This window comes from Pseudomonas sp. 67(2021), from assembly GCF_017491835.1.
GTDB classification, from domain to species: domain Bacteria; phylum Pseudomonadota; class Gammaproteobacteria; order Pseudomonadales; family Pseudomonadaceae; genus Aquipseudomonas; species Aquipseudomonas atacamensis.
This window is the reverse complement of the sequence record NZ_JAFGYL010000004.1, coordinates 38,398-52,430: the sequence shown is the minus strand read 5'-3', so window position 1 is coordinate 52,430 and position 14,033 is coordinate 38,398. Positions and strand designations below refer to the sequence as shown.

Below are 14,033 nucleotides of genomic sequence, written 5' to 3'. Positions count from 1 at the left end.
TGACAAAGCGGTTGTGCCGCAACGGCAGGCATTCTGTAGCATTGGTCGGCGCGCCGTGGGTGCGTCTTTGCTTTATCAGATGGAGAGCGCTATGGCTTGGAATGAGCCGGGTGGCAACTCGAATAATCAGGATCCCTGGGGTGGCAAGCGCCGCAATAACGGCGACCGCAAGGGGCCACCGGATCTCGACGAGGCCTTCCGAAAGCTGCAGGAAAGCCTGAACGGGTTGTTCGGTGGTGGTAAGAAACGCGGTGATGACGGCGGCGGGTCGGGGCGCAGCAGTGGCGGCTTCGGCGGTCTGCTCGGCATCGGCCTGGTCGTGCTGGCGGCTGTCTGGCTGTACAGCGCCGTCTACGTGGTGGACGAGCAGGAGCAAGCCGTGGTGCTGCGCTTCGGCAAGTACTACGAGACTGTCGGCCCGGGCTTGAACATCTACTTCCCGCCGATCGACAAGAAGTACATGGAGAACGTGACGCGTGAGCGTGCGTACACCAAGCAGGGCCAGATGTTGACTGAAGACGAGAACATCGTCGAAGTGCCGCTGACCGTGCAGTACAAGATCAGCAACCTGCAGGACTTCGTGCTGAACGTCGATCAGCCGGAAATCAGCCTGCAGCACGCGACTGAAAGTGCGCTGCGTCACGTGGTCGGTTCCACCGCCATGGATCAGGTGCTGACCGAAGGTCGTGAATTGATGGCCAGCGAAATCAAGGAGCGTCTGCAACGCTTCCTTGATACCTATCGCACCGGTATCACCGTCACCCAGGTCAACGTACAGAGCGCAGCGGCACCGCGTGAAGTACAGGAAGCCTTCGATGACGTGATCCGCGCCCGTGAAGACGAGCAGCGTTCGCGCAACCAGGCTGAAACCTACGCCAACGGCGTTGTGCCGGAAGCCCGTGGTCAGGCCCAGCGCATCATCGAAGATGCCAACGGTTATCGCGACGAGACCATCTCGCGCGCCAAGGGTGAGGCCGATCGCTTCACCAAACTGGTCGCCGAGTATCGCAAGGCACCTGAAGTCACCCGCGAGCGTCTGTACCTGGACACCATGCAGGAAGTCTTCAGCAATACCAGCAAGGTCCTCGTGACCGGCAACAAGAACGGCCAGAGCAATCTGCTCTACCTGCCGTTGGACAAGATGATCCAGAACAGTTCGGGTAATGCACCGGTGACCGGTTCGGCCGCCAGCAACAACACGGACGTCACGCCGCATGTCACCGACGTGCCGCAGACGCGTACAAGGGAGACCCGCTGATGAGCAATAAATCGCTGATCGCCCTGATCGTTGGCGTCGTTGTGGTACTGGTGGGCTGGAATTGCTTCTATATCGTCGCTCAGACCGAGCGCGCGGTGCTGCTGCAATTCGGTCGTGTGGTTCAGGCCGATGTCCAGCCGGGTCTGCATGTGAAGGTGCCTTACGTCAACCAGGTGCGCAAATTCGACGCGCGTCTGCTGACGCTGGATGCACCGACGCAGCGCTTCCTGACTCTGGAAAAGAAAGCCGTGATGGTCGATGCCTACGCCAAGTGGCGGGTGAAAGATGCCGAGCGCTTCTACACCGCGACTTCGGGTCTGAAGCAGATCGCCGACGAGCGTCTGTCCCGTCGTCTCGAATCGGGCCTGCGTGACCAGTTCGGCAAGCGCACCCTGCACGAAGTGGTGTCGGGTGAACGTGATGCGCTGATGGCTGACATCACTGCGTCGCTGAACAAGATGGCGGAAAAAGAGCTGGGTATCGAAGTCGTCGATGTCCGGGTCAAGGCCATCGATCTGCCGAAGGAAGTGAACCGCAGTGTGTTCGAACGTATGAGCACCGAGCGTGAGCGTGAAGCTCGCGAGCACCGCGCCAAGGGTAACGAGCTGGCCGAAGGCATCCGTGCCGACGCTGATCGTCAACGCCGCGTGCTGCTGGCCGAAGCCTATCGTGAATCCGAAGAGGTTCGCGGTGACGGTGACGCCCAGGCTGCTGCGATCTACTCCAAGGCCTACGGCCAAGACCAGGAGTTCTACGGTTTCTACCGTAGCCTGCGTGCCTACCGTGAAAGCTTCGCGAACAAATCCGACGTCCTGGTCCTCGACCCAAGCAGCGACTTCTTCCGTTATCTGGAAAAAGCCAAACCTTGATACGACGTTGACCTGAATCAGTCCGCCCGGCGGCTAAAACCTCGGGCGGGGTGATCCTTTCGGAAAACGTGTGTATGATGCGGCAGCCGGGAAATTCCCGGCTTTTTTGCGTCTGCACGTTTGATTGCTGTTTTTGTTGCAGACGTCGGGTTTGAATAGCCCGAGCGTTTTTCGAGGAAAGTGATGGGCGAAGCCGCCAGCCGGCCTTTCGCTGCGTCGTTCATGCGCGTGCGTTTTGAACGCCCCGATCATTTTCTGCTTCACTCAAGGCTCGCCCTCGTGCTGGCCGCCCGGATCAAAGGGGAATGGCGTAATGGCAACGGTAGACCGCTGGCTGCTGCCAGATGGCATCGAAGAAGTACTGCCACCGGAGGCGGCGCGCATTGAAGTTGCGCGTCGTCAGGTGTTGGATCTGTTCCAGAGCTGGGGTTACGAGTTCGTCGTGACTCCCCATATCGAGTACCTGGAATCCCTGCTGACCGGCGCGGGCCAGGACCTGGATCTGCGTACCTTCAAGGTCATCGACCCGCAATCGGGCCGGCAGATGGGTTTCCGTGCCGACATCACGCCGCAAGTGGCGCGCATCGATGCGCACACCCTGCGTCGCGAAGGCCCGAGCCGTCTGTGCTACGCCGGCAGCGTCCTGCATGCCCAGCCGCGTGCATTGTCGTCCTCGCGCAGCCCGATCCAGCTGGGCGCCGAGCTGTACGGCGACGCCAGCCCGAGCAGCGACGTCGAAGTCATCAGCCTGATGCTGGCCATGCTGCAACTGGCCGATGTGCCGGACGTGCACATGGACCTCGGCCATGTCGGCATCTACCGTGGTCTGGCGCGTGCCGCTGGTCTGTCCGGTGAAGTCGAGCAGCAGTTGTTCGATGCCCTGCAGCGCAAGGCCATCGATGAAGTAATTACCCTGACCGAAGGCCTGCCGGCCGATCTGTCGGGCATGCTGCGCGCACTGGTTGATCTGTGTGGCGGCCGTGAAGTGTTGAGCGCTGCCCGCGAGCGTCTGGCCAATGCCCCGGCGCCGGTGCTGGCGGCGCTGGAAGATCTGCTGGCGATCGCCGAGCGTCTTTCCGTGCGCTTTCCGCAGCTGCCGCTGTATTTCGACCTCGGCGAGTTGCGCGGCTACCACTACCACACCGGTGTGGTGTTCGCGGTGTTCGTGCCGGGCGTTGGCCAGTCCATCGCTCAGGGCGGTCGTTACGATGACATCGGTGCCGACTTCGGTCGCGCCCGTCCGGCGACTGGTTTCTCTACCGATTTGAAAACCCTGGTGACCCTGGGGCGTGCTGAGATCGAGCTACCGTCTGGCGGTATCTGGATGCCTGACAGTACGGATGCGGCACTCTGGCAGCAGGTTTGCCAGTTGCGCAGTGAGGGTCAGCGTGTCGTTCAGGCCTTGCCTGGACAACCTTTGGCCGCCGCCCGTGATGCGGACTGCGACCGGCAATTGATTCAGCAGAACGGGCTTTGGCAAGTATCGCCACTGGCTTCTTGAGTTTTCCTGCCGGCCATCGCCGGCACCAAGTTTGCGCGAATGAGGACAAGTGTTATGGGTAAGAATGTCGTAGTCCTGGGCACCCAGTGGGGTGATGAGGGCAAAGGCAAGATCGTTGATCTGCTGACCGAACATGCTGCCGCCGTAGTGCGCTACCAGGGTGGCCACAACGCGGGTCACACGCTGGTGATCGACGGCGAGAAAACCGTCTTGCACCTGATTCCATCGGGCGTGCTGCGCGAAGGCGTGCAATGCCTGATCGGCAACGGCGTGGTGGTTGCACCTGACGCCCTGCTGCGCGAGATCACCAAGCTGGAAGAGAAAGGCGTACCAGTGCGCGAGCGCCTGCGTATCAGCCCGTCCTGCCCGCTGATCCTGTCCTTCCACGTCGCGCTGGACCAGGCCCGTGAAAAGGCCCGTGGCGAGCTGAAGATCGGTACCACCGGTCGCGGCATCGGCCCGGCTTACGAAGACAAGGTTGCCCGTCGTGGCCTGCGTGTCGGCGACCTGCTGAACATGCCGCGCTTCGAAGACAAGCTGCGTGAACTGGTGGATTACCACAACTTCATGCTGGTCGGTTACTACAAAGAGCCAGCCATCGAATTCGAAAAGACCCTGGCCGAGTGCAAGGAATACGCTGAGCTGCTCAAGCCGCTGATGCTCGACGTGACTGCCGAGCTGCACGAGCTGCGTCGTGCCGGCAAGGACATCATGTTCGAAGGAGCGCAAGGTTCGTTGCTCGACATCGACCACGGCACCTACCCGTACGTGACCAGCTCCAACACCACCGCTGGTGGCGTGGCGACCGGTTCGGGCGTGGGTCCGATGTTCCTCGACTACATCCTGGGCATCACCAAGGCCTACACCACTCGCGTCGGTTCCGGCCCGTTCCCGACCGAGCTGTTTGACGAAGTCGGTGCGCACCTGGCCAAGCAAGGTCACGAGTTCGGCGCCACCACTGGTCGCGCCCGTCGTTGCGGCTGGTTTGACGCCGTCATCCTGCGTCGCGCTATCGACGTGAACAGCATCTCGGGCATCTGCCTGACCAAGCTGGACGTGCTTGACGGTCTGGAAACCATCAACATCTGCGTCGGCTACAAGGATGCGCAAGGCAATGCCGTCGCGCCGACCGATGCTGACAGCTACGTCGGCCTGCAGCCGGTGTACGAAGAAGTGCCGGGCTGGAGCGAATCGACCGTGGGTGCCAAGACCCTGGAAGAGCTGCCGGCCAATGCTCGTGCCTACATCAAACGCGTTGAAGAGTTGATCGGCGCGCCGATCGACATTATTTCGACGGGCCCGGACCGCAACGAAACCATCGTTCTGCGTCATCCGTTCGCTTGATAAGTTGTTGATGTAAAAAACAAAGGCCCCTTAATCGGGGCCTTTGTCGTTTATGCCTGTTGGACGGCATGACCTTTGCTGTGAATCTGTCTACAAGAGTGCCATCAAATTAATGGCGTCAGAAGTAGAGGGATTTAAAGTGTCAGCCGTTCTCTCACTGTTACAAAGCCGTTTGTTGCGGCCGGTGTTCGTTACCCTTGGTATCGCCCTTTTGGTGCAGGTGTTGGTGGCGGTTGCCCTGACGCGGAGCACGGTGACCGCGCTGGAAGCCGATCTGGCCGTGCGCCTGGGTGCCGACAGCCAGAAACTCTCCGGTGAGCTGGAGCAGGCGGGGCGTGAAGTCACTTCAAGTCTTGATGCGTTATCGGCCAGCACTCGTCAGCGCCTCACGGCTGGCCTGTCCGCACGCCTCAAAGAAGAGCAGGCGCAGCTGCGAGCGACGCTGGAAAAGGATCTGAAGGATTCGGCCAACGACATGGCGCAGTTGCTTGCATCCGTAGCGCCGCGTGCGATGTGGGACAGCGACGTGCCGACGCTCTCGGAGTTCGCTCGTCGCGCCCAGCGCAATCCCAACGTGCTGTTCGTGGTGTATGACGACGCCACCGGCCAGCATTTGACTCGTTACCTCAACCGTGAAAACCCGATCAACAAGGCCTTGCTCGAAAAAGGTCAGGGCGAGCGTGCGCTGGATAAGGTGCTGGATGCGGCGAAAAACGATCCTTCGGTTTACTACCTCGAAGCCTCGATCAATCCCAATGGCGTGGAGATCGGCAAAGTGCTGATGGGTGTGTCCACGGCCTCGGTGGAAACCGATCTCGCCGAGCTCGACAAGCGCTTCCTTGCGCTGATTGCCAGCAGCGATCAACTGGTCGGCGACAGCCTCAAAGGCGCAGCGGCGGACAGCGCCAAGGCAATGCAGGCGCGCCTGCAATCGGCGCAGGGCACCGCTGGCGAAATGAAAGCCAACACCGCACAAACCGTTCAAGACGCTGCCGCGACACTGCGCTGGCGTATCGGCCTTGGCCTGGCACTGGTCGGTTGTGGCGTGCTGCTGTTGCTGGCCGTGGTGCTCGGTCATCGTGTGGTCAATCGTCTGAAAATGCTCAATGCGGCGATGGACGATCTGGCAGCGGGCGAGGGCGATCTGACCAAGCGTGTGCAGATCAACAGCAAGGATGAAATCGGCGACATGGCTTCGGCGGTCAATCGCTTTGTGGATAAATTGCAGCCGATCGTACGCGAGGCGGGCGATGTCGCTCAGCGCACTGGCGTGGAAATCGGCGCGATGACTTTGCGCAACGCTGGCGCCGATGCGGCTGCCGGAATGCAGCGCGATGAAGTTGCAGAAAGCCTTCGCGCGCTGTCGCAAATGGCAGACGAGGCGCAGTCGGAAAGTCAGGCAATGCAGGCGGCGCTGAAGCAGGTTGTCGATATTCGTCAGGCCACCGATGAGAACACCCGGACTTCGGCGAAAGTTGGCAGCCTGATCGAAGCGCTGGCCGGGCAGGTCGATACCGGGGCGAAGGTTATCGAGCGACTGGCGCAGCAGAGCGAGCAGATCGAGGTGGTGTTGACGGTGATTCACGGCATCGCCGAACAGACCAACCTGCTGGCATTGAACGCTGCGATCGAGGCGGCGCGCGCCGGTGAAACCGGGCGTGGGTTTGCCGTGGTCGCGGATGAAGTGCGTGCACTGGCGAGCAAAACGCAGAGCTCGACGGGTGATATTCAAGCGCACATCGTTGCTCTGCAGCAGGGCGCACGTGAGGCGGTTGAGGCGATTGGTCAGGCCGGACGGCAGGCCAGCGAAGGTTTGCTGGTCTTGCGCGACAGTGCGCGGTTGCAGCAGTCGGTGCAGGCTTCGGTTGAGCAGGTGCACGCGGCGATCGGTCTGGCGACGCAAGCAGCAGCGCATCAGGCGCAGGGTGCACAGGCAGTGCGTGGGCGCGTCGAGACGATTCACGCCCAAGCCGAGAAAGCGGCGCAGGCAGTGGTGGAGACCACGGCCAGTGGCAAGGTGCTGGATGGTCTGGCGGCGCAATTGAAAGCCAGCCTGGGGCAGTTCCGCGCTTAGTGTTATCCGGGCTGGCCTCTTCGCGAGCAGGCTCGCTCCCACAGGGAAACTCAACCCATTTGTGAGAGCGAGCCTGCTCGCGAATACGGTATCAGCGGCTCAGATACATCCGCGTTGTCAGCAGATAAACCGGCAACCCCGAGACCACAATCAACAACGCCGCATAAGGCGCCGCCGCCGCAAACTCGACATTCGCCGTATGCGCCCAGACTTCGGTCGCCAATGTATTGAGTCCGGTTGGGCTGAGCAGCAACGTTGCCGTCAATTCCTTCATCGCATCAAGAAATACCAGCGCAAACGCTGCGCCCAGTGCCGGGAAAATGATCGGCAAGGTCACCCGGCAAAACGCGGTGAACGACGATGCGCCTAATGTCCGCGCCGCTTCTTCCAGCTGCGGTGCAGCCTTGTTCAGCGCAGTACGGATCGGCGCCTGCGCCAATGGCAGGAACAGCAGCGCATAGGCGATCAGCAGCAAGCCCGACGTCTGATACAGCACCGGCACGTAATGCAGGGCGAAATACACCAGCGTCAACGCAATCACCAGGCCCGGCAGCGCGTGCAACAGATAAGGCAGGCGTTCGGCCCAGATTGCCAATCGGCCTTTATAGCGCACCACCAGCAACCCGACCGGCACCGCCAGCACCAGGCACAGCGCCGCGCCGCCCAATGACAATGCCAGCGATGACAACAGCGCCTCGGTGATCGCCGCTACCGGGAACGCCGCCGATGAGCCGACCGCCAGCCAATACGCCAACATCCCCAACGGAATGCCGCTGCCGATAATCGCCAGCAACAGGCAATACAACTGACCAAGCGCCGCCCACGGTCCAAGCTTTACCTGTTCAGCTTGCCGCGCCGCGCCCTGGCCGGTGCGCACATGCCGGCCCTTGCCACGCACCCGCAGCTCCAGCCACAACAGCAGCAGACACAGCGCCAGCAAAACTGCCGAAAGCATCGCAGCATTGGCATTGCTGAATTCCAGTTCGAATTGCTGGTAGATCGCCGTGGTGAAGGTTTGCAGGCCGATGATCGACAGCGCGCCGAATTCCACCAGCATGTGCAGGGCGATCAACAGCGAACCGGCCAGCAGCGATGGCCACAGCAGCGGCAGGGTGACGCGGAAAAACACGCCCCAGCGATTCTGTCCCAGCGTGCGGGCGGATTCTTCGAGGGAGGGATCGAGATTGCGCAGGGTCGCCGCAACCGGCAGAAAGATCAGCGGATATTTCGACAGGCTCATCACCAGAATCGCCCCGCCGAGGCCTTCGAACTGCGCACTCAGTGACACCCAGGTGAAGCTGCTGACAAACGCCGGCACCGCAAACGGCAGGCACAGGATCACGCCCCACTGGCGCCGCCCCGGCAGATTGCTGCGCTCCAGCAGCCACGCCAGCGACAGACCTATCACGGCGCAGGTAACCGTCACGCCGACCATCAGTGCCAAGGTGTTGCGCAACAGGCCGAACACATACGGGCGCCACAGCAAATGCAGCGCCTCGGCCCAGCCGGCCTGCCAGGCTTTCAGTCCGACATAGGCCAGTGGCAGCAGGCTCATGACCACCAGTAGCAATACCGGCAGCACCAGCCAGATTGACGGTCTTTTGCGTCGTGGCACGTAACCCCCGCGCGCGGCGGGGGCCGATAACGATGCTGCCATCAGTTCAGGCCAACTTCGCGTTCCAGCTCCAGCGCTTCTTCAGCATTGCCCAGATCCGCCGGAGTGACGTTCGGCGCTTCCAGTTCGCTGAACGGCTTGAGGCCGCGATCCGACTCCATGCCTTTGTGCAGCGGGTATTCGGCAGTGGTCTGAGTGATCACGCGCTGACCTTCTTCGCTGGCCATGAAGGCGAGGAATTGCTGGGCTTCTTTTGGATGTTTGCTGGATTTCAGCACGGCAGCGCTGGACACGGTGATCAGGCCGCCAGCGTCGCCGCCGGTGAAATAATGCAGCTTGGAGTCGAGCTTGCCTTTCTCGCGTTGCAGGGCGAACCAGTAGTAGTTGTTCACCAGTACGGTAGCGACTTCGCCGTTTTCCACAGCTTTGAGTGCGACCATGTTGTTGCTGTAGGTCTTGCCGAACGCGCGCAGGCCGGTCAGCCATTCTTCGGCGGCGTCACGACCGTGCAGCTTGATGATTGCTACGGCCTGTTCCTGGAAGGCGCCACTGGTCGGAACGAAGCCGACCTTGCCTTGCCATTGCGGCTCGGAGAATTCCATCACCGATTTCGGCAGGTCTTTTTCATCGATCAGTTTCGGGTTGAACGCGACCACGCGTACGCGGGCGGTAATGCCGATCCAGGTACCGTTGGCGGCGACGTATTTTTCCGGCAAAACCGCTAGGGTGGCGTCATCGGCCTTGGCCAGCAGACCCTGTTCGCCGAGGTTATTCAGCGGCGGCGACTCTTCGGTGTAGATCACATCGGCGGGCGAGCGGTCGCCTTCTTCGATGATCTGGCTGGCGAGCTGGTTGCTGCTGCCTTTGCGCACGTTGACGTGGATGCCGGTCTTGGCTTCAAAAGCCTTGGCAATCGCGTCGCCGACTTCCTTGTGCTGGCCGTTGTAGAGAGTCAGGGAAACCGCATCGGCAGCCTGGGTGAGGGGAGTGGCGAGTGCCAGGCCGAGGAGGGTGAAGGTCAGGCCTCGGCGCAGGGTATTTCGAAACGTCATTCGCAGGGTTCCTCACTGTCGCATTGCAAAAACTTGCAACAATGATAAACGATATTGTTTCTCAAGTGCGCCTTGTAGGGCGGCTGGCGATCCTGTAGGGATGGCGAAATTCAGGAAGCCAGAAACGCAAAAACCCGCTTTCGCGGGTTTTTGTGAAATCCAAGGCCTGAACCTTGAATTTGAATTGGTGCCCAGAAGAAGACTCGAACTTCCACGACCGTAAGGTCACCAGCACCTGAAGCTGGCGTGTCTACCAATTTCACCATCTGGGCAATCATCGCAAGCGTTGCCGCTGTTGATGTGGCGCACTATACGGAGGCCTTTTTGATCTGTAAACCCCTGATTTGGTTTTAATAAATCAGTGTGAGCAAAAGCTTTCCCGCAAATGCAAAAAACCCACTTTCGCGGGTTTTGTGTGAGTGTTGAAACTGATCTAGTCTCAAACTCGAAATTGGTGCCCAGGAGAAGACTCGAACTTCCACGACCGTAAGGTCACCAGCACCTGAAGCTGGCGTGTCTACCAATTTCACCACCTGGGCATCATCGAAAGCGCTTGTGCGTCGTCGATGGCGCGCACTATACGGAGCGTCTTTTTAACTGTAAACCCCTGCCGCAGAAAAAACTGAATTTTTTTACCAGCGGCGTTCAAAACGGTGTCGGAGCGTCGATACAAGGCCTTGCACAGCCTTATAGAAGCGGAAATTTCCCGTTTCCCGGCGCCTATGCCAAACTAACCCGCATATAGACAAGGTGAAAACTCTCTAATGGCCGATTGGCAGTCCCTCGATCCCGAGGCCGCTCGTGAAGCGGAAAAATACGAAAACCCTATTCCCAGCCGCGAACTGATCCTGGCGCACCTCGCCGATCGGGGTTCGCCTGCTGCCCGCGAGCAACTGGTCGAAGAGTTTGGTCTGACCACAGAAGACCAGATCGAGGCCCTGCGCCGCCGCTTGCGCGCCATGGAGCGCGACGCTCAACTGATCTACACCCGCCGTGGCACTTACGCGCCGGTCGACAAGCTCGACCTGATCCTCGGCCGCATCAGCGGTCACCGTGACGGTTTCGGCTTCTTGGTGCCGGACGACGGCAGCGACGACCTGTTCATGAGCCCGGCGCAAATGCGTCTGGTGTTCGACGGTGACCGTGCGCTGGCCCGGGTTTCCGGTCTCGACCGTCGTGGTCGCCGTGAAGGCGTGATCGTCGAGGTGGTGTCCCGCGCTCACGAAACCATCGTTGGTCGCTACTTCGAAGAAGGCGGCATCGGTTTCGTGGTTGCCGACAATCCGAAGATCCAGCAGGAAGTGCTGGTGACGCCGGGCCGCAACGCCAACGCGCAGATCGGTCAGTTCGTCGAAGTGAAAATCACCCACTGGCCAACGCCGCGCTTCCAGCCGCAAGGCGATGTGGTCGAAGTGGTCGGCAACTACATGGCGCCGGGCATGGAAATCGATGTTGCCCTGCGCACTTACGACATTCCGCACGTCTGGCCTGAAGCGGTTGTGAAAGAAGCTGCCAAGCTCAAGCCGGAAGTTGAAGAAAAAGACAAAGAAAAGCGCATCGACCTGCGTCATCTGCCGTTCGTCACCATTGACGGCGAAGATGCCCGCGACTTCGATGACGCGGTCTACTGCGAAGCCAAACCGGGCAAGCTGCGCCTGTTCTCCGGTGGCTGGAAGTTGTACGTGGCGATTGCCGACGTTTCCAGCTACGTGAAGATCGGCTCGGCGCTGGACAACGAAGCTCAGGTTCGCGGCAACTCGGTGTACTTCCCCGAGCGCGTGATTCCGATGCTGCCGGAGCAACTGTCCAACGGCCTGTGCTCGCTGAATCCTCAGGTTGATCGTCTGGCCATGGTTTGCGAGATGACCATCTCCAAGTCCGGCGAAATGACCGACTACTGCTTCTATGAGGCGGTGATCCATTCCCACGCCCGTCTGACCTACAACAAGGTCAGCGCGATGCTGGAAACGCCGAAGGCTACCGAAGCGCGCAAATTGCGTGGCGAGTACACCGACGTCGTGCCGCACCTCAAGCAGCTCTACGCGTTGTACAAGGTATTGCTGGCCGCCCGTCACGTACGTGGCGCGATCGATTTTGAAACCCAGGAAACCAGGATCATCTTCGGCTCCGAGCGCAAGATTGCCGAAATTCGTCCGACCGTGCGTAACGATGCGCACAAACTGATCGAGGAGTGCATGCTGGCCGCCAACGTGGCCACTGCCGAATTCCTCAAGAAGCACGAAATTCCTGCGCTGTATCGTGTTCACGCCGGTCCGCCGCCAGAGCGTCTGGAAAAACTGCGCGCGTTCCTCGGTGAGCTCGGCCTGTCCCTGCACAAAGGCAAGGACGGTCCGTCGCCGAAGGATTATCAGGCCCTGCTGGCGAGCATCAAGGATCGTCCGGATTTCCACCTGATCCAGACCGTCATGCTGCGTTCGTTGAGCCAAGCGGTGTACAGCGCTGAAAACGATGGCCACTTCGGCCTGAATTACGAAGCCTATACCCACTTCACCTCGCCGATCCGTCGCTACCCGGACCTACTGACGCACCGTGCGATCCGCAGTGTGATCCATTCGAAACAGGATACCCCGCACGTCCGTCGTGCCGGTGCGATGACCATTCCGAAAGCGCGCATCTATCCGTACGACGAAGCGGCGCTGGAGCAGCTCGGCGAGCAGTGCTCGATGAGTGAGCGCCGTGCCGACGAGGCGACCCGCGACGTGGTGAACTGGCTCAAGTGCGAGTTCATGAAGGATCGCGTGGGCGAGTCGTTCCCGGGCGTGATCACCGCAGTGACCGGTTTTGGTCTGTTCGTCGAGCTGACCGATATCTACGTCGAAGGCCTGGTGCATGTCACCGCGCTGCCGGGCGATTACTACCACTTCGATCCTGTGCACCACCGCTTGGCGGGCGAGCGCACCGGTCGCAGTTTCCGTCTTGGCGACACCGTTGAAGTACGCGTCATGCGCGTCGACCTAGACGAGCGCAAGATCGACTTCGAGATGGCCGAGAAAACCATCAGCGCGCCGATTGGTCGCAAAAAACGTGGCACCGAAACCGCTGCGCCTGCTGCCAAGGCTGCGGAAGAAAAGGCTCCAGCGAAAACCGCCAGCCGTCGTCCGGCCAAGGAAAAGGTCGCCGAAGCCTATCGCCCGAGCGACGCCGTGGCGAAAAACGCCGAGCTGCGCAAAAGCCGTGAATTGAAGAAGGCCTTGCTGGCCGATGCGAAAAACGGTGGTAAAGCGGCGTCCGGGGGAAAGACCGGACGGTCGGCGCCTGACAGGGCGACCGACGGCAAGCCAGCCAAGCCGAGCAAACACCGTAAGGGCCCGCCAAAAGCGGGTTCCGCTCCAGCCAAAAGTGGCGGGGCGCGTAAACCGAAGGCGAAGTCATGAGTCAGTTGGAAAAAATCTACGGCGTTCATGCGGTAGAAGCGTTGCTGCGTCACCACCCCAAACGCGTCAAGCAGATCTGGCTGGCGGAAAGCCGCAACGATCCGCGCGTGCAGACGCTGGTCGAGCTGGCCAATGAAAACCGTGTTCAGGTCGGCCAGGCGGAGCGTCGCGAAATGGACGCCTGGGTTGAAGGCGTGCACCAGGGCGTGGTCGCGGAAGTCAGCCCGAGTCAGGTCTGGGGCGAGGCCATGCTCGACGAGTTGCTTGATCGCACCGAAGGCGCGCCGCTGTTGCTGGTGCTCGACGGTGTGACCGATCCGCACAACCTCGGCGCCTGCCTGCGCTCGGCCGATGCGGCCGGTGCGCTGGCAGTGATCGTGCCGAAGGACAAGTCGGCCACGCTGACTCCGGTGGTGCGTAAAGTTGCCTGCGGCGCCGCGGAAGTGATTCCGCTGGTGGCCGTGACAAACCTGGCGCGCACGTTGGAAAAACTCCAGCAGCGCGGTTTGTGGGTAGTCGGCACCGCAGGTGAAGCCGAGGTCAGCATTTATGACCAGGACCTCACCGGCCCGACCATCCTGATCATGGGCGCCGAAGGCAAAGGCATGCGCCGCCTGACCCGCGAGCACTGCGACTATCTGGTGAATCTGCCGATGGCCGGCAGCGTCAGCAGCCTCAACGTGTCGGTCGCCACCGGCGTGTGCCTTTTCGAAGCCCAGCGCCAGCGCGGTGCGAAGGCCAAGGCCAGCGCTTCGCGCAAGCTATAAGCTGCAAGCTGCAAGCTGCAAGCCTCAAGTCAAAAGCGGTCCGCTTGCAGCTTGAGGCTTGTAGCTCATAGCTGCTGTTCAAATAATCACCAATTGCCTTGCGCCCCCGCAGTCCCTTCTCTACAATTGCGCCCCTTGCTGTGACGGCAGGCACGCAT

Annotated in this window: 9 protein-coding genes and 2 tRNA genes; 7 read left to right on the top strand and 4 right to left on the bottom strand. The window is 60.7% G+C overall.

All coding sequences use genetic code 11. The features are described from left to right. Window positions 1–91: 91 nt before the first annotated feature. From hflK to J5M66_RS07355, 5 genes are all read left to right on the top strand, one after another. Window positions 92–1,258, top strand: coding sequence for an FtsH protease activity modulator HflK (gene hflK / locus J5M66_RS07375; protein WP_024011368.1), 1,167 nt, complete (start codon window positions 92–94; stop codon window positions 1,256–1,258). After that, window positions 1,258–2,127: a protease modulator HflC gene (hflC, locus tag J5M66_RS07370; protein WP_016771945.1), complete on the top strand. Its 870-nt coding sequence runs from the start codon at window positions 1,258–1,260 to the stop codon at window positions 2,125–2,127. The genes hflK and hflC overlap by 1 nt, the downstream gene beginning before the upstream one ends. Window positions 2,128–2,440: 313 nt before the next feature. Continuing rightward, window positions 2,441–3,628 (top strand): ATP phosphoribosyltransferase regulatory subunit, encoded by a 1,188-nt coding sequence (locus J5M66_RS07365; protein WP_016771944.1) that lies wholly within the window; start codon window positions 2,441–2,443, stop codon window positions 3,626–3,628. Window positions 3,629–3,682: 54 nt separating this feature from the next. Continuing rightward, complete coding sequence (locus J5M66_RS07360; protein ID WP_125917504.1) at window positions 3,683–4,972, top strand: adenylosuccinate synthase; 1,290 nt, start codon at window positions 3,683–3,685, stop codon at window positions 4,970–4,972. A gap of 139 nt (window positions 4,973–5,111) precedes the next feature. After that, entirely contained in the window at window positions 5,112–7,046 is a 1,935-nt protein-coding gene (locus tag J5M66_RS07355; RefSeq protein ID WP_110602740.1) for a methyl-accepting chemotaxis protein, read from the top strand. Window positions 7,047–7,137: 91 nt separating this feature from the next. Here J5M66_RS07355 and J5M66_RS07350 read toward each other — a convergent pair whose 3' ends face one another. The 4 genes from J5M66_RS07350 to J5M66_RS07335 all read right to left on the bottom strand — a co-directional run bounded on the left by J5M66_RS07350 (window position 7,138) and on the right by J5M66_RS07335 (window position 10,252). Beyond that, window positions 7,138–8,703 (bottom strand): iron ABC transporter permease, encoded by a 1,566-nt coding sequence (locus J5M66_RS07350; protein WP_207809644.1) that lies wholly within the window; start codon window positions 8,701–8,703, stop codon window positions 7,138–7,140. Next, entirely contained in the window at window positions 8,703–9,713 is a 1,011-nt protein-coding gene (locus tag J5M66_RS07345; protein ID WP_110602744.1) for an extracellular solute-binding protein, read from the bottom strand. Before J5M66_RS07345 ends, J5M66_RS07350 begins: the two co-directional genes overlap by 1 nt. Window positions 9,714–9,898: 185 nt before the next feature. Then, window positions 9,899–9,985: transfer RNA gene (locus J5M66_RS07340), tRNA-Leu, on the bottom strand. Between the two features lie 180 nt (window positions 9,986–10,165). Beyond that, window positions 10,166–10,252: transfer RNA gene (locus J5M66_RS07335), tRNA-Leu, on the bottom strand. A 225-nt stretch (window positions 10,253–10,477) separates the two neighbouring features. Here J5M66_RS07335 and rnr point away from each other — a divergent pair. Then, entirely contained in the window at window positions 10,478–13,108 is a 2,631-nt protein-coding gene (rnr, locus tag J5M66_RS07330) for a ribonuclease R (protein WP_122610363.1), read from the top strand. Continuing rightward, complete coding sequence (gene rlmB, locus J5M66_RS07325) at window positions 13,105–13,875, top strand: 23S rRNA (guanosine(2251)-2'-O)-methyltransferase RlmB (protein WP_039756866.1); 771 nt, start codon at window positions 13,105–13,107, stop codon at window positions 13,873–13,875. Before rnr ends, rlmB begins: the two co-directional genes overlap by 4 nt. Window positions 13,876–14,033: the final 158 nt, after the last annotated feature.